18 protein-coding genes are annotated in these 24233 nt (G+C 73.5%); 7 read left to right on the top strand and 11 right to left on the bottom strand.

Annotation, left to right across the window (positions count from 1 at the left end):
- Window positions 1-54: 54 nt before the first annotated feature.
- Both GA0070558_RS26915 and GA0070558_RS26920 read left to right on the top strand, forming a co-directional pair.
- Window positions 55-1515: an NAD-dependent succinate-semialdehyde dehydrogenase gene (locus GA0070558_RS26915; protein WP_091284717.1), complete on the top strand. Its 1461-nt coding sequence runs from the start codon at window positions 55-57 to the stop codon at window positions 1513-1515.
- 126 nt (window positions 1516-1641) lie between these two features.
- Window positions 1642-2871 (top strand): iron-containing alcohol dehydrogenase, encoded by a 1230-nt coding sequence (locus tag GA0070558_RS26920; RefSeq protein ID WP_091284719.1) that lies wholly within the window; start codon window positions 1642-1644, stop codon window positions 2869-2871.
- An 18-nt stretch (window positions 2872-2889) separates the two neighbouring features.
- Here the strand turns inward: GA0070558_RS26920 and GA0070558_RS26925 are convergent, their stop codons facing one another.
- From GA0070558_RS26925 to GA0070558_RS26935, 4 genes are all read right to left on the bottom strand, one after another.
- Window positions 2890-3570, bottom strand: coding sequence for a response regulator (locus tag GA0070558_RS26925; RefSeq protein ID WP_091284721.1), 681 nt, complete (start codon window positions 3568-3570; stop codon window positions 2890-2892).
- A 1-nt stretch (window position 3571) separates the two neighbouring features.
- The gene (locus GA0070558_RS33590; protein WP_176734392.1) at window positions 3572-3730 is read right to left on the bottom strand and encodes an ATP-binding protein; all 159 of its coding nucleotides are present in this window, start codon (window positions 3728-3730) and stop codon (window positions 3572-3574) included.
- A 145-nt stretch (window positions 3731-3875) separates the two neighbouring features.
- A complete protein-coding gene (locus tag GA0070558_RS26930; protein WP_091284722.1) occupies window positions 3876-9146 on the bottom strand; it encodes a type I polyketide synthase in 5271 nt (1756 codons plus the stop codon).
- Window positions 9147-9219: 73 nt separating this feature from the next.
- Window positions 9220-10263 (bottom strand): ketoacyl-ACP synthase III family protein, encoded by a 1044-nt coding sequence (locus GA0070558_RS26935; RefSeq protein ID WP_091284724.1) that lies wholly within the window; start codon window positions 10261-10263, stop codon window positions 9220-9222.
- 425 nt (window positions 10264-10688) lie between these two features.
- On the opposite strand from GA0070558_RS26935, the gene GA0070558_RS26940 reads away from it, so the two are divergent.
- The gene (locus tag GA0070558_RS26940) at window positions 10689-10868 is read left to right on the top strand and encodes a hypothetical protein (protein ID WP_256092146.1); all 180 of its coding nucleotides are present in this window, start codon (window positions 10689-10691) and stop codon (window positions 10866-10868) included.
- Window positions 10869-11084: 216 nt separating this feature from the next.
- On the top strand, window positions 11085-11207 hold the full coding sequence (locus GA0070558_RS34635; RefSeq protein ID WP_256092147.1) for a hypothetical protein: 123 nt from the start codon (window positions 11085-11087) through the stop codon (window positions 11205-11207).
- A 112-nt stretch (window positions 11208-11319) separates the two neighbouring features.
- Here GA0070558_RS34635 and GA0070558_RS26950 read toward each other — a convergent pair whose 3' ends face one another.
- The 5 genes from GA0070558_RS26950 to GA0070558_RS26970 all read right to left on the bottom strand — a co-directional run bounded on the left by GA0070558_RS26950 (window position 11320) and on the right by GA0070558_RS26970 (window position 18355).
- Window positions 11320-12912: a beta-1,3-glucanase family protein gene (locus GA0070558_RS26950; RefSeq protein WP_091284726.1), complete on the bottom strand. Its 1593-nt coding sequence runs from the start codon at window positions 12910-12912 to the stop codon at window positions 11320-11322.
- A 198-nt stretch (window positions 12913-13110) separates the two neighbouring features.
- Complete coding sequence (locus GA0070558_RS26955; protein WP_091284728.1) at window positions 13111-15006, bottom strand: CocE/NonD family hydrolase; 1896 nt, start codon at window positions 15004-15006, stop codon at window positions 13111-13113.
- Window positions 15007-15143: 137 nt separating this feature from the next.
- On the bottom strand, window positions 15144-16055 hold the full coding sequence (locus GA0070558_RS26960) for a sulfotransferase family protein (protein WP_043967787.1): 912 nt from the start codon (window positions 16053-16055) through the stop codon (window positions 15144-15146).
- 3 nt (window positions 16056-16058) lie between these two features.
- Window positions 16059-17114, bottom strand: coding sequence for a sulfotransferase family protein (locus tag GA0070558_RS26965; RefSeq protein WP_091284730.1), 1056 nt, complete (start codon window positions 17112-17114; stop codon window positions 16059-16061).
- Window positions 17111-18355 (bottom strand): glycosyltransferase, encoded by a 1245-nt coding sequence (locus tag GA0070558_RS26970; protein WP_176734393.1) that lies wholly within the window; start codon window positions 18353-18355, stop codon window positions 17111-17113. Before GA0070558_RS26970 ends, GA0070558_RS26965 begins: the two co-directional genes overlap by 4 nt.
- 239 nt (window positions 18356-18594) lie before the next feature.
- On the opposite strand from GA0070558_RS26970, the gene GA0070558_RS26975 reads away from it, so the two are divergent.
- From GA0070558_RS26975 to GA0070558_RS26985, 3 genes are read left to right on the top strand one after another with little or no spacing between them, the layout of a single operon-like run.
- On the top strand, window positions 18595-19530 hold the full coding sequence (locus GA0070558_RS26975) for a sulfotransferase family protein (protein WP_091284735.1): 936 nt from the start codon (window positions 18595-18597) through the stop codon (window positions 19528-19530).
- The gene (locus tag GA0070558_RS26980) at window positions 19523-20323 is read left to right on the top strand and encodes a sulfotransferase family protein (protein WP_091284736.1); all 801 of its coding nucleotides are present in this window, start codon (window positions 19523-19525) and stop codon (window positions 20321-20323) included. Before GA0070558_RS26975 ends, GA0070558_RS26980 begins: the two co-directional genes overlap by 8 nt.
- Window positions 20320-21804, top strand: a complete 1485-nt coding sequence (locus tag GA0070558_RS26985) for a hypothetical protein (protein WP_091284738.1) — start codon at window positions 20320-20322, stop codon at window positions 21802-21804. The genes GA0070558_RS26980 and GA0070558_RS26985 overlap by 4 nt, the downstream gene beginning before the upstream one ends.
- 12 nt (window positions 21805-21816) lie before the next feature.
- On the opposite strand, the gene GA0070558_RS26990 is transcribed toward GA0070558_RS26985, so the two are convergent.
- A complete protein-coding gene (locus GA0070558_RS26990; RefSeq protein WP_091284740.1) occupies window positions 21817-22662 on the bottom strand; it encodes a sulfotransferase family protein in 846 nt (281 codons plus the stop codon).
- Window positions 22659-24227, bottom strand: coding sequence for an oligosaccharide flippase family protein (locus tag GA0070558_RS26995; RefSeq protein WP_141722334.1), 1569 nt, complete (start codon window positions 24225-24227; stop codon window positions 22659-22661). The genes GA0070558_RS26990 and GA0070558_RS26995 overlap by 4 nt, the downstream gene beginning before the upstream one ends.
- Window positions 24228-24233 lie beyond the last annotated feature (6 nt).

A 24233-nucleotide genomic window follows, 5' to 3' on the forward strand; every position in this document is an offset into this window, starting at 1 on the left:
GGCGCGATCGCCGGGACGCCGGACATCACCAAGATCATCACAGGAGGCGACGCAGTGAGTGACCCGACGAACGTCCTGGCCCCCGAGCACCGGCGGCTGCGGATCGGCGACACCTGGCGCGACGCCGCAAGCGGAGCCACCTTCGCCGTCGAGGACCCGGCCACCGGCCAGACCATCGCCGAGGTGGCGGACGCCGGTGTCGCCGACGTGCTCGCCGCGCTGGACGCGGCGAGCACGGCGATGGCGCGGTGGGCGGCGACCCCGCCGCGGAAGCGGTCGGAGCTGTTGACCGCGACGCACCGGGCGCTGACCGGGCGATCCGAGGAGGTCGCCCGGCTGATCACGCTCGAGATGGGCAAGCCGCTCGCCGAGGCTCGGGCAGAGGTGGCCTACGGCGCCGAGTTCTTCCGTTGGTTCGCCGAGGAGGCGGTGCGCGTCGAGGGGCGCTACAGCACCGCGCCCGCGGGTGGCTACCGCATCCTCACCGTGCCGAAGCCGGTCGGACCGTGCGTCTTCGTGACGCCCTGGAACTTCCCGCTGGCCATGGGCGCCCGCAAGATCGCCCCCGCGCTGGCCGCCGGTTGCACGACGATCACCAAGCCGGCAGCCCAGACGCCGCTCACCATGCTGTTGCTGGCCCGCATCATGGAGGAGGTCGGCGTTCCCCCGGGCGTCGTCAACGTGGTGACCACCAAGCGCTCCGGCGAGGTGGTCTCCGCGCTGCTGGCCGACGGTCGGACCCGCAAGCTCTCCTTCACCGGGTCGACCGAGGTCGGGCGCGTGCTGCTCCGGCAGGCTGCGGACAACGTGCTGCGTACCTCCATGGAGCTGGGCGGCAACGCGGCCCTGATCGTGTGTGCGGACGCCGACCTGGACGTCGCGCTCGACGGTGCCATGGTCGCCAAGATGCGCAACATCGGGGAGTCCTGCATCGCGGCCAACCGGATCTACGTCGAGGAGCCGGTGCGCGAGGAGTTCACGGCGCGCTTCGCCGAGCGGATGAGCGCGCTCTCGGTGGGCCACGGTCTCGACGACGGCGTGCACGTCGGTGCGTTGATCGACGACGCCTCGGTCACCAGGATCGACGAGCTCGTCGCCGACGCGGTCGAGCGCGGCGCCCGGGTCCTGGTGGGCGGCGCGCGCCCGGACGGGCCGGGCCACTTCTACCCGCCCACGGTCCTCGTCGACGTGCCCGAGGACGCGCGGATGCTGAGGGAGGAGATCTTCGGCCCGGTGGCGCCGATCATCCCGTTCACGTCCGACGACGAGGTGCTGGCGAAGGCCAACGACACCGAGCACGGCCTCGTCGGCTACGTCTTCACCCGTGACCTTGCGCGGGCGCTCCGGTTCGCCGAGGGGCTGGACACGGGGATGATCGGCATCAACCGTGGCCTGATCTCGGACCCGTCGGCCCCGTTCGGGGGCGTGAAGCAGTCCGGGATCGGCAAGGAGGGGTCGCACGAGGGCATCCTCGAATACCTCGACCTCACCTACGCGGCGATCGACCTGCCGTGACCGGCCTCCACCCGGGGGCGCCTGGGCCACCCGGACGACCCGACCTCGCCGACGCCGTCCCGGTCCCGCAGGTGACCCGGACGCCCGCCCAGCACATCGCCGCCGACGTTCCGGAGAGGCACCGACATGCTTGAGACCGTCCGCGGACCACGCCAGCTGATCGTGGGCGAAGGGGTCGCGCAGAACATCCCACGAGTGGTGGCCGAGAGCGGCTCGCGGGTCCTGATCGTGACCGACCGGATTCTCCTCGGGCAGCCGGGCGTGGCCGGGATCGTGGCCGCCGTGCGGGAGAAGGTCGAGGCCGTCGCGGTGTTCTCCGACGCGACCCCGGACGTGCCACTCACCGATGTCGACCTGGCCGTCTCGGCCGCCGCCGAGGTGGACGCCGACGTCATCCTCGCCATCGGCGGCGGCACGGTGATCGACCTCGCCAAGATCGTCGGCGTCATCCGGCGCCACGGTGGGACGCCACGCGACTTCTACGGCGAGTCGAAGGTGCCGGGGCCGACGTTCCCTCTCGTCGCGGTCCCGACGACGTCCGGCACCGGCTCCGAGCTCACCCCCGTCTCGGTGTTGACCGACCCGGACCGCGCGCTGAAGGTGGGGGTCTCCAGCGTCCACATCGTGCCCGACTTCGCCATCGTCGACCCCGAACTCACCTACACCTGCCCCGCGACCGTCACCGCCCACTCCGGCATCGACGCCTTCTGCCACGCGGTGGAGAGCTACACCGCGCGGCCCCGGGCCCACGCACCACGCGACCCGGTGGAGCAGGTGTTCCTCGGCCGCAACCCGGTCACCGACCACTACGCGCTCCGGGCCGCCGAGCGGATCGCCCGCAGCCTGCGTCGTGCCGTCCGGGACGGCGGCGACACGGACGCGCGCGCGGACATGTCCTACGGGTCCATGCTCGCCGGGCTCGCCTTCTCCCACGCGGGCAACGCGGCCCCGCACGCTCTCCAGTACCCCATCGGCGCGGCCACCCACACGCCGCACGGCCTGGGCGTCGGGCTGCTGCTGCCGTACGCGCTGGACGCGGCCAGGGATGCCGTCGTCGACCGGCTGGCCGTCCTCGCCGGGGCGTGCGGGCTCGACGTGGCCGACGCCTCGGACGCCGAGGCCGCGGACGCGTTCCTCACCTGGCTCGACGGGCTCCTCGCCGACATCGGCATCCCTGCCACCCTGGCGGACATCGGCGTGGCCCGCGCCGACCTCCCGCGCTTCGCCGAGATGGCCGGTGGCGTCACCCGCCTGATCCAGAACCATCCGGGCCCGACCGACACCGCCAGCCTGACCGCGATCCTCGAAGCGGCCTGGACCGGGGACCGGACCCGACACGTCCGGAGTCCGGGCTGAGCCGCCGCGTCCGTGCCCTCAGTTGTCGGGCAGGGTGTCGCCGGGCCTGACCATGTGGTGCCGGTAGGCGAAGACCACCAGTTGGGCCCGGTCACGCGCGCGCAACTTGCTCATCGTGCGGTTGATGTGCGTCTTGACCGTCAGCGGAGACAGGTGGAGCCGTCGGGCGATGGCGTCGTTGGACAGCCCGTGCGCGACCAGGAGCAGGATCTCCTTTTCCCGACCGGTGACCAGCTCGAGCTCCGGGAGCCTCCTCGTCGGCGGCTGGAGGTGATGGACCAGCCGGCTGATCAACCCGCTGGTGGCCCGCGGCGACAGCAGCGCCTCTCCGCCGGCGACCACCCGGATGGCGTTGACCAGGTCGCTGGGCGCCACGTTCTTGCCCAGGAAGCCGCTCGCCCCGGCCTGGAGGGCGTAGATCACGTTGTCGTCGTTGTCGAACGTGGTGAGAACCAGCACCCGCACGCCGGCGAGGCGCTCGACGGCGCCGGTGCGACGGGTCGCCTCGATGCCGTCCAGGATCGGCATGCGGATGTCCATCAGAACGACGTCTACCTGGCCCCGGTGGCACCGGTCGGCGGCAGCACGGCCGTCGGCGGCCTCGCCGACGACCTCCGGCCCCACCTCCGCCTCGATGATCATTCTGAAGCCTGCGCGGATGAGCGCCTGGTCGTCGGCCAGCAGAACGCGGATGCTCACGTCACATCCCCCGCAGGGCCACGGGCGGCGGCGCGGCGTGGGGGTTGAGGCGGTTGACCGCCCGTTCATCGGTGGGCAACTCGGCATGGACGCGGAACAGGCCGCCGTCGACCGGGCCGGCGACGATCGTGCCGTGTGCAGCCGCGGCCCGCTCCTGCATGCCGAGCAGACCGAAGCCGAAGCCGGGCCGGCAGCCGCCGGGGCGCGCCGCGCTGTCGGTGCCGTACGGCGAATCCCATGGCGCGCAGCCCGGCCAGCAGTTCCTGCAGGCGTTCCACGCCGGGCGCCGCTGCCGGCGCCTGCTTTCAGAGGGCGGCCGGCGCGACGCTCCGTTCCTCGTCTTCGGAGATCAACAGCGCGGTCAGGTGGTCGGCGATGGCGGTGACGGTCGGTTGGTGCCACAGCAGCGCCGCCGGGAGCACCCTGCCGAACCGGCTTTCCAGGCTCCGCCGTACGACGATGGTCATCACCGAATCCAAGCCCTGCTCGGACAGGGAGCGGCGGGGATCCAGATCCTCGCCGGACCTTCCCATCTCGGCGACGATCCGTTCGGTGACCTCCGCCAGGAGGCGGCTGCGCAGCGCCTCGGGGGCCAGGCCACTGAGGTCGGCGACCTGGCCTGATCCGACCTGCGCCGCGTCGTCCGCGCCGACGCCGGCCACCGTCTCGGTCAGCACGGCGGGCCGCTCCATGCCGGGTTCCCCGGGAAGGACACGCAGCACGGTGAACTGCCCCGCGCCATGCCGATGCGCCCAGTCCCACGCGTCGAACGCCTCCCGCACGGAGATCGCGCCCACCCCGCGGGCCCGCAGTTCGAGATCGACGACCTCGTTGACCGACATGCCCTTGGACCGCCACGACGTCCAGCCGAGGCTGAGGGTGACGTCGCCGGCGGTGGCCTGCCGGAGGGCCGCGAGCGCGTCGAGGAAGACGTTGGCCGGTCCGTAGGTGCTCTGGCCGGGCAGGCCGAGCAGCTGCCCGCACGACGAGAAGAACACCAGGAAGTCGAGGGTGCCCGGAGGGAACAGCTCGTGCAGCGTCCACGCGCCCGCGGCCTTCGGCCGCAGGACCGTGCGCACCGACTCCTCGTCGACGTCGGCGAGCATCCGGTTGTCGAGCACGCCGGCGGCATGGACGACGCCACGGATCGGTGGGAGCCCCAGCGTGTCGGTGTCGAGCAACGCGGCGGCCCGCTCGGCGTCCGCGATGTCCAGGGCGACCGAGCGGACGGTGACGCCGAGCGCTTCCAGGTCGCGTACCACCTTGATCTTCGCACGTTGGCCGTCGTCGGCCGGGTGGTCCCAGGTGGCCCGCGGCGGCAACGCGCGGCGACCGGTCAGCACCAGACGTCGGGCGCCACGCTCGACCAGCCACTGAGCGACCTCCAGCCCGAGCGCGCCCAGTCCACCGGTGATCAGATACGTGCCGTCCGCCTGGCAGGTGAACGGCGCACGGGTCGGCGCGCCGTCCACTGCGGTGATCCTCGCGACCTCGGGGGCACCGTCCCGCAACGAGATCACGTCCTCGGCCGGGTCTGCCCCGAACAGGCGGAGCACGAGGTCGGCGGGCACGTCGTCGGCGCACGACACGTCGAGGGTGCCGCCCCACAGCTGCGGAAGCTCGTTGCGCAGCACCCGTCCCAGCCCCCAGAGCGGGGCCAACGCGAGGCTGCGCTCGGTGCGGCCGTCCCGCACGCCCGTGGTCAGGCACCACAGCCGCGGCGCCTGCGCCGGAGGACCGCCGGCGAGGTGCCGTGCCGCCGAGGCCAGCAGCCAGGTGGCTCGGGTCGCCGCCTCGGCCGGGGCGCCGGACACCGACGGCAGCAGCAGCACGTCCGTCGACGCACCCGGTGCCGGCACCAGCCGGTCGAGTGCGGCGGGATCGGACACGACGCGTACCGGCGCACCGGCCGCCGACAGGCGCTCCTGCCAGTCGCCCGCCGCCCGCGCGTCGGCGGCGACCAGGACCACCTCGCGGCGATGCGGTTGCCCGCCCGCCTCCGCAAGCTCCAGCCTCCGCCAGACCGTCTCGTGGACCAGGTGCTGCGGCGCCACGGAGTCGGCCGGGACGTCCTGCATACCCGCGTACCGCAGGCCGGTCAGCGTGGCCAGCACGGCACCGTGCCCGTCGCCGATCGACACGTCCACGAGGTCCGGGCCGGCGTCGCTCACGACGACGTCGATGACGGCCGTCTCCGGCGGCTCGCCGACGATGCGGACTTCCCGCACCCCGGCGACCATTCGCAGGGCGGGCACCGGATCCGCCACCGGAGCGACGGACAGGGCGGCGTCGAGCATCGGCGCCCACGTCCCCATGGGGTGGTCGGGCCGCGCGGCACGGACCCGGGCGCGCAGCCCGCGGGCGCCGCGGCGCAGCTCCTCGACGGTCCAGTCGAACGCCATGGTGGGTACGCCCACCGAGGCGAGCTGCCGCGCGACGATCGCCGGGTCCTCGGCGGTGGTGTCCAGGCCCTCCGGCGGCGGCATCGGCGGCGGCAGGGGCGCTGCGGCCTGCGGCGCCGGGACGAGCGCGCTGGTGTGGACGAGCCAGGGTCGTCCGGTGCCGGGGTCCTGCGTCTGCGCCTGCCGCTGCGATGCCAGCCGCAGCACGCCGTCGGCGTAGCTGACCTGGACCTCCCGGTGTTCGTCGGTGAGGGGCACCCGGAGGGAGACGTCCCTGAGCACGGGTCTGCCCTCGCCGTCCGCGGCGGCCCGCAGCAGCGTGTTGATCAGGATGGCGGCGGGGACGATCTCGACGCCGTTGATCGTGTGACTGCCCGGGTACGGTCGGCACGACTCGTCCAGCAGGGTCCGCCACAGCCGCATGCCGTGTCCACCGACGGGAACCTCGGTGCCGAGCAGGGTGTGCGAGTCACTGTCGTGGCAGAGCCCGAGCCCGGCGCCCCTGGGCCGGGATTCACGCCAGAGCGGGCGGCGCTGCCAGGCGACGGTGGGCAGGGCGGCCAGCCCGCCCACCGGCTGCAACGTCGCCCAGTCGAGCGCGATGCCGTGGCAGTACAGGGCTCCGGCGTTGGCCAGCAGCGTCGCCCGTTCGGGCCGGTTGCGCCGCAGCGACGTGCCGACGAGGGCGTCGGCGTGCGTGTCCGCCAGTGCCTCGCGGATCGAGTGGGCCACCACCGGATGGCCGGAGATCTCCACGAACGTGTGGTGGCCGTCCTCGGCCGCCGCCAGGACCGCCGCGGCGAGCCGGACCGGGCTCCGCAGGTTGGCGGCCCAGTAGGCGCCGTCCACGAACGGCGTGGTGCACGGCTGCGGCATCGAGGTGCTGTACATCGGGATCCGCGGCGACGCGGGCGACAGGCCCGACGCCGCCTCGGCGAGCTCGGCGAGCAGCGGCTCCATGTGCGGGCTGTGGAAGGCGACGTCGGAGGCGACGCGCCGGACGTCGACGTCCTCGGCGGCCCACCGCCCCATGACCTCCGCCACCGCGGCGGGGTCTCCGGCGACCACGGTCGACACGGGTGAGGAGGCGATGGCGGCCACCACGTCGGCGCGTCCGGACAACCGGCGGGTCACCTCGTCGAAGCCCAGCCCGACCATCGCCATGGCGCCCTGCCCGGCGACCCGGCGCAGCAGCCGCGACCGCCGGCAGATCAGCACCCCGCCCTCCTCGAGGGTCAGCGCGCCGCTGACGACCGCTGCGGCGATCTCGCCGACGGAGTGTCCGATGACGGCGTCCGGCGTGACGCCGTAGGAGTTCCAGACCGCCGCGAGGCCGACCTGCAGCACGAAGATCATCGTCTGGATCCGGTCGACGTCCACGAGGTCGCCCTCGGCGAGGACCGACCGCGGCGAGAAGCCGATCTCGCGCAGGAAGACGGGGGTCAGCGTGTCGACGACGGCGGCGAACGCCGGTTCGGTGGCGAGCAGTTCCCGGCCCATCCCGGTCCACTGGGAGCCGTGCCCCGAGAAGACCCAGACCACGCCCTTCCCCGGGCCGGGAGGCACGGCGCCCGAGGCGGCGCCCTCCCCCGGCGTGCCGTCGGCGACGTGGCGCAGCCGCGTGACGAGTTCGTCCCGGTCCGCCGCCACCACCGCCGCCCGGCGGCCCAGATGCGACCGCCGCAGCGCCAGGGTGTGGCCCACGTCGGCGAGCGTTGCCTCGGCGGTGCGGTCCGACAGCCACGCCGCCAGGTCACCCGCCTGCTGCCGCAGCGCGGCCTCCGACGCCGCGGACAGCGGGAACAGCAGCCCTGCGGCGGTCGCGGCGGGCTCCCTTCGCGCCGGCGGCGGGGCCTGTTCCAGCACGAGGTGGGCGACGGTTCCGCCGTACCCGAAGGCGGACACGCCGGCCCGGCGCGGATGGTCGGTCCGGGGCCAGGCGGTCGGTTCGGTGACCACGCGCAGACCGGCGTCGTCCCAGTCGATCGCGGGGTTGCCGGTGGTGTGGTGCAGCGTCGGCGGTATCTCGCCGTGGCCCAGCGCGAGCACCGCCTTGATGACCCCGGCCGCGCCGGCGCCGGCTTCGAGGTGGCCGATGTTGGACTTGACCGAGCCGATGAGGCAGGGCCGGCCGGGTTCCCTGCCCGCGCCGTACACGGCGCTCAGCGCGGACGCTTCGAGCGGATCGCCGAGCCTGGTGCCCGTGCCGTGGGCCTCGACGTAGTCGACGGACCGCGGGTCCACCCCGGCCTGCGCGCAGGCGCGGGCCAGCACGTGCCGCTGCGCGTCGGCGTTGGGCGCCATGATGCCGTTGGTACGCCCGTCCTGGTTGACGGCGCTACCCAGGATGGTCGCCAGCACCCGGTCGCCGTCCCGGTACGCGTCGCCGAGGCGCTTGAGCACCAGGACGCCGGCGCCCTCGCCGCGCCCGTACCCGTCCGCCGTGCTGTCGAACGACTTGCACCGCCCGTCCGGGGCGGTGGCTCCTGCGGCGTCCAGGGTGAGGGTGAGCCCCGGGGAGATGATGAGGTTGACGCCGGCGGCCAGCGCCACCGGGCTCTCGCCCGTCCGCACGCTCTGACAGGCCAGGTGCAGGGCCACCAGCGACGCCGAGCACGCCGTGTCGACGGCCAGGCTCGGCCCCCGCAGGTCCAGGGCGTACGAGATCCGGTTGGCCACCGCGCACATGGCGGAGCCGATGCCGGTCCACGCCTCGATGGTGGGCAGGTGCTCCAGGAGGCGCCGCCCGTAGTCGTCGGAGCCGACGCCCACGAAGACGCCGGCGTCGCTGGCCGCCAGGGACTGCGGGGGGATCCCGGCGTGCTCGAGCGCCTCCCAGGCGACTTCGAGCAGGAGCCGCTGCTGGGGGTCCATCAGTTCGGCCTCGCGGGGGCTGAGCCCGAAGAACTCGGCGTCGAAGCCCTCGATGTCCGGCAGAAAGCCGCCCCAGCGGGTGGCCCGCCGCAGGGCGGCGGCGAAGTCGCCCCCCAGGTCGGCATAGACCTGCCACCGCCGCTCCGGCAGCAGGCCGATGCCGTCCCGTCCGGCGCGCAGCAGCTCCCAATAGCTCGCCGGGCTCGTGGCGCCGCCGGCGAACCGGCATCCGACGCCGATCACCGCCACCGGACCGGTGTCGGCCAGAGCGGATCGTCCGGGGCCTTCCGTACCGACCATTGGCGTGCCTCACCTTCTGACGACAGGGCATCGTTCCCTGCGCGCCGAGCTGACCAGCAGGGGCGGGACCGGCTCAGCCGAGCCAGGCGGGGCGGTGCAGGATCTTGATGACGGCGCTGGACGCGGTCATCCCGGGTCCGAGGCCGAACAGCAGCACGTGGTCCCCCGCGTCGAGTTCCCCCGCGGTCAGCAGGTGGTCCAGGGAGACGATCTGGTCGCTGGCGCCGATATGCCCGACGGTACGACCGAAGTCCCACGTCGACCGGGACAGGGGCAGCCCGAGCATCGCGAGGTAGCGGTTCTCGATGATCTCCCGGGAGAAGTTCATGATGGCGATCCGGGTGACGTCGTCGGTCGTGATGCCCGCCTCGGCGAGGTTGCGCCCGACGACGTCGGGGACCGTCTGGTACACCCGGTCCCACACCGCGGTGCTCCCCGTCTCGGCCATGGCCTTCGCGTTGAAGGAGTCGCCACGGGCGGCGAAGTCGAGGTCCCGGCCGACGAGGCAACCGGGCGGGAACAGCGCTTCGCCGCTGCGGTGCACCTCCTCCGCCTCGGGGACGGTCGTCGAGCACACCGAGAGCAGCTGGGCGAAACCGGGTTCCTTGCCGAGGAGCACCGCGCAGGCGGCGTCGCCGAGGACGAAGCCCGTACCCGTGCGCCACCGGTCGATCAGCGGGGTGCCGAAGTTGTCGGACGCGACGAGCAGGGCCGTCTGCCGTTCGGGAAGGGCACGCAGGTAGCTGGCTGCCATCTCCAGCGCCCCGAACATGCCGTTGCAGCCCTGCCGGATCTCGACCCCGAGCGCCCTGTCGCAGCCGAGGTTGCGCTGGACGAAGAACTGCGGCTGCCAGCCGTCGGGGCCCTGGTGCCAGGAGTCCGCGTACAGGATGAGATCGGTCTCCTCCGGCTGCCTGCCGCAGCGCTTGAACGCCTCCTGGGCCGCGGCGAGCGCCATCTCCGGTGCCGAGATCATGCCCGCGACCGCAGCACCGCCCAGACCGTGCGCCTGGACCTCGGCCCGCGGGTACAGGCCCCGTTGCACGGCCTGTTCGACGGTCACCGTCTGCGGCAGGAACACGCCGAGCCCGTTGAGATACATGTCGGAGGTACGCACCGTGTCTCCTTCGATTCAACGATCATGGGCGGGCGGATCGGTGCACGCCGTACGTGCTCGTCTCCCGACGCGCCACTTGCCGGCCACGGCACTGGTGCAGACCGTGATCGAACGCGATGTGCGGACCCTGGAGGAGGTGACGTCGAGGGCGTCCAGGGTCGAGAACCGGTCACGGTCGGCCGCCGGCAGCGGGATCGTGATGGTCTCACCGGCCTTGACTCTCGTCGCACCGATTCCGCCCCCGCACCTTCGGCAACGTCACTGTCACCCACGGTAGGCATTCGGCGGGCATGATTCAAGTGCTTCGATACTTCAAAGCGGCGTCGGACCGCCCTCCCGGCACGAGCAAGCTGGACCCTGCGCCCGATCCCGCAGCCAGGGGGCCGGTTGTCTCTCAGGCCCGACCCTCACCTCCGGGAACCTTCGTGAACCCGGGCTTCACCTCGCACATCGTCGAGGTCTCCGACGTCGAGAGCCGGGCCATCCTGGACCTGCTCTACGCCCACCGCGACTACGGATCCGAACGGCGGGTCACGCATCGCATCACCCTGCGCGGGGACATCCCCCGCGGACCGCAGGACCAGCCGCGCTCCCTGGATGGTTGACGATCCCCACTGGCGCGTCGATCGCGAGGCCGGCGTCGTCAGTCCCGAGAGACCACCGAACATGCCTGGGCCGATGCCGAAGCCAAAGTCGCCGACACGGCCAAGGGCGGGGGCGCCGCACGCGGAGAGGTCCTCGACGGCAACCTCCACCCCACCCCCGGCACATTCGGTGGCGGCGGAGCGGGCACCACCTCGCTGGTCGGCTCGGCTGAGGACGTGGCGAACCCGCTGCGCAAACACCAGCGGCTGGGCGGCACCCACTTCGTGCTCTCCGACACGCCCCACCTTCCCGAAGTCGGACGTCAGGGCGACCAACTGCTGCCCCCGCTGCGCACCTGAGCCGGAACTTGGTGGTGACGGAGGTGCTGGTCAGCCGAGCAGGACTCGATCGTGTCAAGCACCCTGCCGGGGGCGGGGACGACTCGCGCCCCCACCCCGTCGCGTTGGCCGGTCAGCCCGTGCGCCACTTCTGGTTGGCCGTTCCGGCGCAGTCCCAGAGCTGGAGCCTCGCGCCGTCGTTGCCGTTCGCGTCCTTGATGTCGACGCACTTGTCGGCCTGAAGGTTGACCAGGTCTCCGGCCGCGTTCAGGGTGAACTGCTGGGCGCCGGTGCCGTTGCAGGTGTAGAGCTGCACCACCGCTCCGTTCGCTGTCGACCCGGCGTCGATGTCCATGCACTTGTTGTTCTGGCTCTTCAGGGCCGTGCCGCTGAGGAGCCACTTCTGCGCGTTGGTGTTGTTGCAGTTCCACATCTGCAACGGCGCGCGGTCGACGAAGTTGGAGCTCGGCACGTCGATGCACTTGTTGTTCCAGGTGCTGACCACGGGCACTCCGGTGGTCGGGTTGCCGCCGGTACCGCCGGTGAACGGGCTGAGGATCAGTCCGGCCGAACGTGGGTCGCCGTCGTGCACCAGCGACTCGAATCCGCCGACGTCGTCGAAGGCGAACGCGTACGCCCGACCGTCGGTCATGTTGGCGTGGATCAGGCGGGCGTACTGGTTGGTGGGGCTGTTGCGGTAGAAGTCGGCGGCGTTGGTGGTGGGCTGGGTGTCGATGGTGCCGAGCGTGCCCCGGTTGAGCGCGGCGCAGAGCGTACGCGAGATCGGGCCGACCACCTGGTCGTTCGGCGCAGGTAGGTCGCCGTCGCAGCCCCAGACGCTGGCCGAGGAGGGCCGGTTGAAGGAGGCGACCACCTGGCCGCTGCCGTTGGTGAAGGTCATGGTGTTGCCCGACGTGCGGCCGTAGTACCTGGTGGCCGGCTGGTCGGCGAAGGGCGCCACGGTCAGGGTCTTCGTGGTGTACGCGTTCCAGGCGGAGGCGACGTAGGAGTCCAGGTAGGTGGTGCTCAGCAGGCCGACCCCGGCCGCCTTGCCCGGAGCCAGGACGCGCAGCACGGTCCCGTCGGAGCGGGTGTGGACGGTGTTGACCCAGCCCGGCTGCGCCCGGATCCCGTCGATGACCGCGTTGCGGCCGTTGGCCGCCACGTCGCCGGTGCGCCTGGTGACACCGTTGGCGCCGGTCACGGTGACCGCGTGCGGGATCGCGAACATGTCGACCTGAGAACTGTTGAGCCACAGGCCGGAGTCGTTGTAGGTGAACTCGCTCCAGTCGAAGAGGATGTCGCGGTTCGCGTCACCGGCCGCCCAGGGCGCGGGCTGCACCAGCCCGTCCGGGGTGAGGAAGAACTTCAGCTTCTGCCCGAGGGCGAAGTAGACCCGGCCGGAGAAGCCACGGGGGAACTGGAGGGTGGTGCTGCCGCCGTTGCCGGGGCCCGGTATGGAGACGTCCGGCGCGGGCGACGGCGGGATCTGCCCGCCGGTCCACGGCGCGAAGGCGCCGCCCGAGGTGACGTAGCCGAGCCGGCCGGTGGACAGCTGGACGCCGATGACATAGAGGTGGACCGCGTCGCCGCGGCCGGTGGTGTTGGTGACGGTGACGGGCAGCAACGCCGGTCCGACCGCGTGGGCGGGCGTGGCGACGACGGCGGCCGCGAGGCCGGCGAGCAGTGCGGACGCGGCGGCAAGCAGCTTTCTTCGGAGACGCATGGCGACACCTCGCTGGAGACGGGACGGGAGAGCGCTCTCTCAGCAGGGTCCGACTGTTAACAATGTTTGTCAATAGGTGCCTGCTCCAGCCCGCCCCGCCGACGGTGACGTCGTGCGCGACGGCGACCCCCGCACGGGTGACCTGGCCGGGTGGCCACCGGCGCAGCGGTGCTGCGCCGGCGGCCACCCGGGGACCGGTCAGAGACCGGCCGCGTGGGCGGCGGTGGTGCCGCCGACCACCGGAAGAACGATCTTGCTGCTCTTCAGGGCGACGTTGATGTTCGCGGCGGTGGTGTCCGCCTGGCTGGAGTACTGCGGGTAGCTGGCCACGATGATCACGCCGATCCGGTGGCCCGGCTTGAAGACGTAGTCCTCCGGCAGCAGCGGGAAGGTGAAGTTGTACGACTCCCCCACCACCAGCGGCACGGCGGTGCGGATGGACTGCCGGTTCTGGGCGTCCATGATGCCCTTGGTGACCAGCTCGTAGTCGGCCGTGGCGACCCGCTTGGCGGTCTGCTTGTAGCAGCCGTCGTCGGTCGGGCTGTTCAGCCCCCAGCAGTCCTCGGTGGCCAGGGTGATGATGCCCTCGCCGGAGGCCCGGTGCGCCACCCGCTCGTCGGTGCCGTAGTCGACCAGGATCGCCCCGAAGTTGGTGTCGGTCTGGTCGGCCGAGGCCCGCAGCTGCACCGTCGGCGTGCCCGAGATGTGCAGGGGCGCGGTCAGCGGCGCGGACAGGAACGCCAGCCGGTTCGGCTGCACCGTGTCCGGGTTGAGGATCATCGTGTTCTGGCTCTGGGTGCGGCTGTCCTGGAACGCGCCGGTCGCCGGCTTGGCGGTCGGCACCAGCTTCAGGCCGCCGGCCCCGGTGGTGCCGGGCTGGAGGAACACCTCGGTGTCGGCCTTGCCGGGGATCGGCCAGTCGGCATGGGTCTCCCACACGTCGGCGGCCCGCTCCAGGTCGACCCGGGGCTCGTCCATGATCCCGTTGGCCACCCCGTGCAGCCAGAAGTCGAACCACCGGTGCAGGGTGGACACCCAGACCGCGCGGCGCGAGTCGAACGGGTCGACGTGCCCCTCCTGGGAGAGCCACAGCTTGCGCGGGATGTTGTTCTCCGCCAGGGCATACCAGAACTTGCTGAAGTGGTCCGGGCGGACGTTGTCGTCGTTGAGACCGTGGTAGAGCAGCACGCTGGCGGTCATGTTGGGGACCTTCTTGACGTAGCTGCGCTCGTTCCAGAAGGCGGTGTAGTCGCCGTGCTCGTCGCCGTCGGCGGCGGCCATCGCGTCGCGCACCGGCTTGCAGTAGTCCCGCCGCTCCGGGTTGGTGACCGTGTTGGCCAGCGACGCCACGTAGCTGTTGCCCCGGGTGACCACCCCGTTGCTGCGCACGTAGTCGTAGTACTCGGTGGGGCCGCTGATCGGCACCACCGTGGTCAGGCCCTTGACGCCGGTCACCGCCGTCGCCATGGCCAGCGAGCCGTCGTACGACTTGCCGATCATGCCCGACTTGCCGTTGTGCCAGTCGGCGGTGACCACCTGGCCGGCCGCGTTGCGCGCGGTGGCCCGGCCGTTGAGCCAGTTGATCGCCTGCTTGGCGCTGAGATTGTCCTGGTTGGCGTTGGTGGTGGGGCAGCCGGTGGAGTTGTTGGTGCCCACCATGTCCAGCAGGATCACCGCGTAGCCGCGCGGCACGAAGTAGTTGTCGTAGAACAGCGGCCACCTGTCGAGCAGGCCGTCGCCGTCCAGGTCGGCCTTGCACTCGGACTCGTTGCCCCGGCAGACCGTCGAGTAGTAGGGGCTGGCGTCCATGATGACCGGCACCTTGAGCCCGTTCGCGGTGGCCGCCGGTCGCATCAGGTCGAACGCGATGATGTCGCGCAGACCGTCGTTGTCGCTGTCGAAGGTGGAGTCGATGAACAGGCGTTCCCGGATGGCGTCGGCGTAGCCGAACACCGGCTGGGTGACCCCGTCCTGGACCACGATCGCCGGTGCGTCCGACGCCGCCACCGCCCGTGGCGCCGCGCCCAGGGCGGCGAGCAGCACCGCGGCCAGTACGGCCGCCCCGGCGCGAAGGGGTGTTCCCGTTGCAGCCATGCAGTCTCCTTGAATGTCCCGAGAACCGCACGCTATGGGCCGACCGACCGGCACCACCACCTGCACCTGTAGGAACTTTGCCCACGCCGCTCCGACGACGCCGACGCGACGAGCCCGACGGCGGTGTGCCGCGCCCGTCAGTCCCGGTAGCCCCACTGCCGCAGCGGCTTGTCCAGCACCCGTTCCACGGCGGCGAGCTGCGCGTCGCCCAACTCCTCGTGGTAGGCGGCCTGCCGACCGGCGTGGAACCGGTACCGCCCGAAGCCCTTCTCGAACGCCGGCGACCAGTCCAGGTCGAGGAAGTCGAGCATCCGGGCCACCTCGCCGCGCGGGTCGGCGAGCAGGTCCTCGTAGCGCACGTCGAGCCACTGCGCCTCGGGGTGCGCCGCGCGGGCCTCGGCGAAGGAGTCCATCAGCATCTTCCAGCCCAGCGCGGCGAGCACCGGGAACGACCTGTCGTACTCCTCCCATTCCCGGCGCAGATCGGTCGGCAGTGGGCCGAGGAACCAGTTGTCCGGCCCTCGCCAGCCGTCCCACCAGCCCATCTGGAGCCAGGAGTTGGTCACCGCCCGGCCGTCGCGGACCACGTTGACCACCCGCAGCTCCGGGTAGCCGGCCCGCAGGAACCCGGTCCTCGGCCAACCGGTCACGTGGTGCAGCAGCAGCCGGCAGCCCTGCCGGGCGATCCGGGCGTCGAAGAAGGCGCGCAGCCGCCGCCGCAGGTACGGGGTGAGATCCTCGGCGGTCAGGTCCCGGCACGGGCGGGAGAACCCGGCAAGCACGTGCCGGTCCAGCAGGTGGTACGCCTCCGACGGGGCGACCCGCAGCCGGCCCTTCTCCAGCAACCGGCGGCTGTGCCGCAGCGAGGTCATCCCCGCCGGGCGGGGCGCGGAGCGCCGGTACAGCGGGCCGTTGAGCCGGCCGGTCAGGTTGAGCCGGGACAGCTTGTCGTCGACACCGGAGACGAACCCGACCCCGGGGTGCCGGGACAGCAGCTCCTGCACCAGGGTCGACCCGCACCGCCCGGTGCCCACCACCACCGCCAACATCGCTCAGCCCTCCTCGTGCCGGGCCGGCCCCGACCGCCCGACGCCCACCGGCCGCCCACCGGCCGCAGCCGGCCCACCCTGCGCGGGCCGCCCGTCGCCCGCCGACCGGTCGGCCCCCGCCGGGCCCGGGGCACCCCGCCGCCACGGGTAGCCGAACCGGCGCAGCCCCGCCGCGGTCAGCACGGTGACCAGCGCGTACGACCAGCGGGACAGGTCACGCCGCCACTGCACGTCGGCGGTGATCGGCACCGGACCGGTCCGGTGCCGGGACGGGTTGCCGGCCACCGAGTGCGTCGGCGTCAGCCGGACCGTCGCCGGGCCGGTGAACGGGCCCCCGTCGGGGTCGACCCCGGCGAAGTCGGCGATCCGGCGCAGCGTCGGCTCCGGGTCGGCGGTCAGGTCCTCGTAGCGCACCCGCAGGTAGCCCCCCGGGGCACTGTCACCCCACAGCCGGACGGTCACGGTGTTCCACACCAGCCAGAGCAGGGCCGCCTTCCATGCCGGCGGCCGGCTCATCAGCTCCGGATCGGTGTCGCCGTCGAGCCCCCGGCGACGACGCCAGGAGAAGGCGGTGGCCCGGGGGTCGCGGACCAGGTGCAGCACCCGCAGGTCGATGCCGGGCAGCGCGCCGACCAACGCGCCGTACGGGGGCAGCTTCGACGAGTCGACCACCACCCGGGCCCCGGTGTGCCGGGCCACGGCCGCGTACAGGTCGGCCAGCGCCGCGTCGTCGGGATGCGCGGGCACCGGCCGGACCCCCCGCCGGTGGCGACGCAGCAGCGCCGGCAGCCCGCGCATCCGCAGCCGGCCCCGCAGTCCGGCGGCGATCGTGGCGGCCCGCTCCACCGGCAGTTCCCGGGCCACCGCGCGCCACAGCGGGCAGTCCCGCAGCGGCCGGCCGCAGCCGCACGGCCGGTTCTCCACCTCGCCGCGCTGCCACAGGTAGCGCAGCTCCCCGGCGGCGAAGACCCCGTCGTACTGCCCGAGGACGGTGGTGACCAGGGTGCTGCCGCTGCGTCCGCTGCCGGCCAGGTAGAGGACCCGCACCGGCGGGTTCACACCGGCTCCCGCACGGTCCGCGCGGCGGTCGCGTAGACCTCCCGCAACCGGGTCAGGTGCGCCTGCGGGGAGAAGTCCCGCTCCACCCGCGCCCGGCCGGCCCGCCCCATCCGGTACGCCCGCGCCGGGTCGGCGAGCACCCGGGCCAGCCCGGCGGCCAGCGCGACCGGATCGTCGGCGGGCACCACCTCGCCGTCCACGCCGGCGGTGACCAGCTCGGGCAGCCCGCCCAGGTCGGAGGCGACCACCGGCACCCCGCAGCCGTACGCCTCCAGCACCGCCATCGGCTGGTTCTCGTTCCACCGGGACGGCACCGCCACCACCGTGGCGGAGCGGACCAGCTCGTGCAGCCGGGCCTTGTCCAGCCGGCCGTGGAACCGGACCCGGCCGGGGGCCCGCCGCCGGGCCAGCTCGGTCAGCCCGTCGCGGGCCGGGCCGTCCCCGGCCACCTCCAGCACGACGTCGTCGGGCAGTCGGGTGAGCGCCTCGATGAGCACGTCGACGCCCTTCTCCGGGGCCAGCCGGCCGGCGAAGACCACCGGCCCGCCGGGGGCCGCCTTCACCGCCGTCGCGGCGACGTCGACGAAGTGCGACACCACGTGCATCCGGTCGGGGAAGACACCGGCCCGGCGCATCACGTCGGCCAGGAACCGGCTGGGGCTGACGAACGCCTGCACCGGCCCGTACGCCCGGGTGGTGCGGTGCAGCCAGGACTCGACGGCCAGCAGCGAGCTGGCCCCGAACGATCCGTCCTTGCAGCGGCGACGGGCCGCGCGCAGCGGACCGCCGGTCACGCAGGCGTCGCAGACCGCCCCCCGGTCGAGCATCTGGTAGCTGGGGCAGGCCAGCTTGTAGTCGTGCAGGGTCATCACCGCCGGCACCCGGGCGGCCCGCACCGCCGCCAGCACCGACGGGGAGAGCTGGTGGTAGATGTTGTGCAGGTGGACCACGTCGGGTCGGAACTCGTCGAGCACCCGGGCCAGGCCACGCCGGCTGGCCGGCGACCAGATCATCCGGGCCGCCACCGCCGCCCGGGGGCCCGCGCCGCGCGGCGCCGGGTCCAGCTCCACCCGGGGCGGGAAGTGCCGGGCGTACGGGGTGGGGGCGTCGTTGTCCGGGTGGGTCATGCCAAAGAAGGCCACCTCGTCGCCGTCGCCCCGTTGCAGCTCGGCGACGTCGAGCAGGTAACCCTCGGCGCCGCCGCGCCGGTAGAGGAACTTGTTGACATGGAGGACACGCATCGGCCCGCTCCGGGGGTGGCTGCTGCGGTTCGTCGGGGTCCAGGGGTGGGGTGGTCGCCCCGGACGGCAGCGGTGACCAGGGGCCCCACCGTATGCACCAGCCACGTCGTGAGTCCAGCTCATGATCCCCAAGCTGACCACACGGCCCATCGCCGGTCGACCACACGGCCACGTGGCCACCCGTGATGATCTGCCGGTACCGTGTGCCCCACCCCGCCTGACGTGCCCGAGGAGGACCGGTGCCCCACCCCGACGAGCCCTCGGCGCTGGCGTACACCGCCCGACGGGTCCGCCGGCACCTGCGCTGGGCGCGCACCGAGGGCGTCCGGCGGCTGATCGAGGAGGACCGGCTCGACCCGGTCGACCGGGCCCGCACCGCGCTGGCGAAGTGGCGCTGGCGGCGGGCCCATCCCGGGCCGCCCGGCCGGGCCGTCCCGGTCTACCTGGTGGGCCTGCAACGCTCCGGCACCAACATGCTGACCCGGGGGCTGGACGCCGACCCGTCGGTGGAGGTCCGCAACGAGAACGACCGGGCCGTGTTCCACCGCTTCCGGTTGCGCCCCGACCCGGTGCTCGGCGCCGTCATCCGCCGCAGCCGGCACCGGTACGTGCTGGTCAAGCCGCTGTGCGACACGCACCGGGTGGACGAGTTGCTCGGCCTGGCCGGGGTCGCGCCGGGGCGGGCGCTGTGGGCGTACCGGGACGTCGACGACCGGGCCCGCTCCGAGGTGGCGAAGTTCGGCGACGCCAACCTGCGGGCGCTGCGGGCGATCGCCGACGGCACGATCGGGGACCGCTGGCAGGGGCAGCGCCTGGACGCGCCGATGCGGGACCTGGTCGCCGGCTTCGACTACGACCGGATGACCCCGCACACCGCCGCCGCCCTGTTCTGGTACGTGCGCAACTCGTTGTACTTCTCCCTCGGGCTGGCCGACCGCCCGGACACCCTGCTCTGCTCGTACGACCTGCTGGTCGCCGACCCGGCGGGGTCCACCCGGCGGCTGTGCGCCTTCCTCGACCTGCCGTACGACCCGGTGCTGCACGCGCACGTCGGCGCGCGCACCCCGGCGCGGCCCCGGCTGGAGATCGACGCCCGGGTACGGGCGCTCTGCACCACCCTGGCCGGGCGGCTGGACGCGGCGGCCGGCCGGCAGGAGGCGGTGGACCATGGCTGAACCGCACACCCCGGCGGCGCGGACGGGGGCGGCCCGGGGGCCGATCTTCCTGGTCGGCTGCCAGCGGTCCGGCACCACGATGCTGCGGCTGGTGCTCGACTCGCACTCCCGGGTCAGCTGCGGCCCGGAGACCCGGTTCCTGGCCGACATGCAACGCATCGTCGGGCGGGACTGGGAGCGGCTGGCCCGCTTCGGGTTCCCCCGGGAATACTGGCTGGGCCGCATCGCCGACTTCTTCGGCGGCATCCAGGCCGACTACGCCCGGTCCCGGGGAAAGACCCGCTGGGCCGACAAGACGCCGCTCTACGCGCTGTCCATCGACTTCCTGGCCGAGGTCTTCCCCGACGCGCAGTTCGTGCACGTCGTGCGGGACGGCCGGGACGTGGTGGTGTCGCACCGCAAGCGGTTCGGCTACTGGTCGGCGGTGAAGTGCGTGGTGAAGTGGCCGCGCTACATCCGCATCGCCCGCGCCTCCGGGGCCCGGCTGCCGGCCGACCGCTACCACGAACTGCGCTACGAGGAGACGGTCACCGACCCGGAGAAGGCCATGCGGGGCCTGTTCGAGTTCCTCGGCGAACCCTGGGAGGCGGGCGTGCTCGACTACGACGGCAAGCAGCACGACGTGGCGGGCAAGTACACCGCCGAGGCGGATCGTCGGCGGGCCGCCGCCGGCACCGACGCCCCGATCTACGGCTCCCGGGTCGGCACCTACCGCCGGGAACTGGACCCCTTCCTGCGGGTGCTGGTCCGGATCTTCTCCGGTGCCACCCTGCGCGAACTGGGCTACCGGTGAGCCGCCGGACCGGGCGGCCGGTGCTGCTCGCCGGGGTGCTGCTGGCCGCCCTGGTCGCCGGGGCGGCCTGTTCGGACGAGCCCGCCCCCCGCCCGGCCCCGTCGGCGACCGGCCCGTCGGCGGCCACCCCGTCGGCCGGTGCCACCGGCGCGCCACCGGCCGGCGCGACGGCCCGCAACCCGTTCGGCGCGCACTGGGACTGGTCCCGCTACGACCAGTTCGTGCCCTACCTGGAGAAGCTCTCCGGCTCGGCGACCTACCACGAGCTGAGCTGGTGCGACATCGAGAAGACCCAGGGCAGCCCGGACTTCTCGGCGGTGGACCGGATCGCCGAGCGCAGCCGGCAGCTCGGCATCACCCTGCACCTGAAGATCCGCACCGGGGTCTGCTGGGCCACCGGCGGGACGGCGAAGTTCACCCGGGGGCAGGCCAACAAGACCGAGTCGGCGATACCCCGGGACCTCGCCGCCTACCAGGCGTTCGTCCGCGCCCTGGTGCAGCGGTACGCCCCGTACGGGGTCCGCGAGTACGCCATCGAGAACGAGGTCAACGCGCAGCAGTACTGGGCGGGCAGCCCCGAGGACTACCGCCGGCTGGTCACCGCCGCCGCCGAGGCGATCCGGTCGGCCGACCCGCAGGCCACGGTGGTCGACTCGGGCATGAGCAGCGTGGCGTACGGAATGGGGGTGGCCGACCGGCTGCTGCGGGCCGGGCAGCCGGACCAGGCCGTTGCCGCCTACCAGGCGTACTTCCAGCGGCGGGTCGGCACCCGGGGGCGGCTGATTCCGGCGGTCGCCGACCCGACGGCGTTGCGCGCAGCGCTGGACAACACGCAGAACTCCCGCAACCTGGCCTACCTGGCGGTCACCGAGAAGCTGCTCGACGACCGGGTGGTCGACGTCCGGCAACTGCACTTCTACGAGCACTTCTCCGGGGTGCCGGCGCTGCTGGACTACCTGCGCGCGGAGACCCCGGCCGGGGTGCCGGTGCAGGCGTGGGAGGTCGGCCAGTTCTGGAAGGACGGCGCGGACGACGCCGCGGCCCGGGGCGACGAGATGGTCAAGGTGGTCAGTCTGCTGGTCGCCGGGGGCATCCACGAGGTGCTCTGGCTGCCGCTGGCGTACAACCCCGACAACCGGGCCGGCGCGGAGGTCCGCTACGGCCTGCTCGACCCGGACGGCACCCAGCGGCAGGCCGGCGCGATGCTGGCCGCCCTGGCGGCGGCGGCCCGGGACGCGACCGTCGAGCCCGTGAACGCCAAGGGGCTGACCGGGGTGGCGTTCCGCCGGGGTGCGGAGAGCACCCTGGTGGTCTGGTCGACCACCGGGGGCACCGTGTCGCTGCCGGCCACCGCCGGGGTGACCGGCGGCCCGGTCGGTGCCGACCCGGCCGCCCGCACCGGCGCGCTGCCGATCGGGCCGAGCCCGGTGCTGCTGCGCGCGAACGGCGACCCGGCCGGCGTCCTCGCCCCGATCCGCTGACGCGGTGGCCGTTCACCAGGTGCGGGACCAGCCGAGCAGGGCGGCGAGGCGGGCGTTGTGCGGGGCGAACCCGGCGGACAGCTCGGCCCGCAACTCGGCGGTGAGCTGGGACGGGCCGGTGTCCGCCCGGCGGGTGTGCCGGGCGAACTCCGCCGGGGCGTACGGGGCCAGCCCGAGGAACCGCAGCACGCCCGCGTAGGCGGTCGCCGGGTCGGCGTACAGGTCCTCGCTGCGGATCACGTGCAGCCGTTCGGCGGGCAGGTGGGCGTACCAGCGGTCGAGCTGCTCGGCGTAGCGGCCCCGGGCGGCGTAGGAGAAGTTGCGCAGCGCGTGGTGGGCCGCCGGGGTGTCCGGCCCGTCGGCCAGCGCTGCGTCCAGCCGCCCCGGCTCGGCGGCGAGCGCCTCGGCGAAGCCCAACGGCTCCAGCCCGTACGAGCGGGTGTGCAGGTAGTGCGAGTAGGCCCGCTCGACCGGGTCGCGCAGCAGCGCCACGAACCGGGCCTCGGGCAGCGTCGCCGCCACCCGGGCCGGCACGCCGGGGTGGAAAAGGTAGTAGGGGCTGGCCTCGAAGCTGCGTCGGCCGGGGGCGGCCGGTGGGAAGTGCGCCCGGTACCAGCGCGGCCCTCGACCGTAGTGCAGGCTGAAGAACTGGAGTTCCTTGCCGGTGGCGGCCCGCACGTCGGGGTGCGCGGCGAGGTAGTGGTGCAGCGAGGTGGTGCCGCACCGCTGCCCGCCGATGATCAGGAAATCGGGCAGCGCGCCGACCGCGCCGGGCCGCGCCGCCCGCGCCCAGGCGCGGGTGCCGCGTACCATCCGGCGCAGTCGGTCCACGGTGGCCCGCCGCGGCCCCGCGCTCACCGCGACACCGCCCGGCCGGCCTCGTCGACGACCGGGGCGGGACCGTCCCCGGCGGCGTCGGGCGGGCCGCCGCGACGGCGTCGGCGGGCCAGGGTGCGCAGCACCATCACGTCCTCCCGGCTGAGGCCCAGTGCCAGCACGGTCCCCAGGTAGACGGCCACGATCGCGGTCAGCCCGGCGGCCGGCCGCCCCGGCCAGCCCGGCACCAGCCAGCGCACCAGCAGCCCGGCGAGCAGCGCGGCCACCCCGGCGGCCAGCCCCTTGGCCATCCCGACGGTGAACGGCAGCGCGCCGGTCAGGTGGCGGACCTGCACCACCCGGGCGACGTTGACCACGATCAGCGAGGCGCTCCACGCCGCCGCCGCGCCGACGATCCCGTACGCCGGGATGAGCCACAGGTTGAGCAGCACGTTGAGCAGCAGGGCGGCCAGGTTGTCGGCCATGTTGAGGGCCACCCGGCCGGACATGTTCAGCACCGTGCCACACGGGCCGGTGGCCGCGTTGACCAGCTGGCCGAGGGCGAGGATCACGGTCACCGCCGCGCCGGTGGCGACCTCGCCGCCGAAGACGCGCAGCAGGTCGCCGGGGAGGACCAGCAGCGCCACGAACGCCGGCAGCGACAGCCGGACGACCCAGCCGGTGGCCACCGCGTAGACCCGGCGGACGTCGTCGAGGTCCCCCCGGTGGTGGAGGTGCGCCAGGTACGGCCCGAACGCGGCGTTGACCGGCGCGAGGACGAAGATGGCGACGGTGACCAGCCGGGTGGCGACGTTGTAGACGCCGATGTCCGGGTTGGCGAAGAAGCCGAGCAGCAGGGTGTCGACCCAGATCAGCCCGGTCGACGACAGCGACGACACCCAGCTGACCGTGGAGAAGCGGAACAGCTCCCCCGGCCGGTGCACCGGGCGGGCCGGCGGCACCCGGCGCACCATCCGGCCCAACGCCAGCAGGGCGAGCAGGGCGGCCGACCAGCCGGCCACCACCAGCGCCCAGAAGGCCCCGGTCAGCCCCACCCCGGTGCCCAGGGCGAGCGCGGTGAGCAGCAGTCGGGCGCCCGGCTCGTAGAGCTGGCCGATGAAGGTGAACGGCCGCTGGGTACGCCAGCCCCGGGTCGCCGCGAGGGCCGCCTCGCAGACCGTCGAGGCGGGCAGGGTGAGCGCGACCAGCCGCAGGCCGGTGACCAGCCCCGGGTCGTGCAGCCGGTCGGCGAGCCAGGGCGCGCCCGCCGCCAGCGCCCCGGCGAGGACGACCGACGAGCCGGCCGAGACGGCCAGTCCCAACCGGATGGTGCCGCGCAGCGCCGGGGCGTCCGCGTCGGCCAGGTGCACCGCCACGAACCGGGTGAGGCCGGCCCGGAACCCGGACAGCGACAGCAGCCCGGCCAGCGACAGCACCGCGTAGCACTGGGCGTACCGGCCGACCTCCCGGATGCCCAGCACCCGCGCCAGCAGCAGCATGATCAGGAAGACCGCCGCCTGGCTGAGCAGGGCGCCGAGCAGGTTGAGCCCGCCGCCCCGGGCCATTCCCCGGACGTGCTGGTCGCCCCGCGCGGACCCTTCCGGCACCCCCGC

It is taken from the genome of Micromonospora haikouensis (assembly GCF_900091595.1).
In the GTDB taxonomy this organism is placed as follows: Bacteria; Actinomycetota; Actinomycetes; order Mycobacteriales; family Micromonosporaceae; genus Micromonospora; species Micromonospora haikouensis.

Coding starts and splice junctions, on each gene's coding strand:
- GA0070558_RS33590 (WP_176734392.1), bottom strand. CDS start 3,730: ATGCAGGAGCGGGCCGCGGCTGCACACGGCACGATCGTCGCCGGCCCG.
- GA0070558_RS26970 (WP_176734393.1), bottom strand. CDS start 18,355: ATGCGTGTCCTCCATGTCAACAAGTTCCTCTACCGGCGCGGCGGCGCC.
- GA0070558_RS26950 (WP_091284726.1), bottom strand. CDS start 12,912: ATGCGTCTCCGAAGAAAGCTGCTTGCCGCCGCGTCCGCACTGCTCGCC.
- GA0070558_RS26920 (WP_091284719.1), top strand. CDS start 1,642: ATGCTTGAGACCGTCCGCGGACCACGCCAGCTGATCGTGGGCGAAGGG.
- GA0070558_RS26980 (WP_091284736.1), top strand. CDS start 19,523: ATGGCTGAACCGCACACCCCGGCGGCGCGGACGGGGGCGGCCCGGGGG.
- GA0070558_RS26930 (WP_091284722.1), bottom strand. CDS start 9,146: ATGGTCGGTACGGAAGGCCCCGGACGATCCGCTCTGGCCGACACCGGT.
- GA0070558_RS26960 (WP_043967787.1), bottom strand. CDS start 16,055: ATGTTGGCGGTGGTGGTGGGCACCGGGCGGTGCGGGTCGACCCTGGTG.
- GA0070558_RS26955 (WP_091284728.1), bottom strand. CDS start 15,006: ATGGCTGCAACGGGAACACCCCTTCGCGCCGGGGCGGCCGTACTGGCC.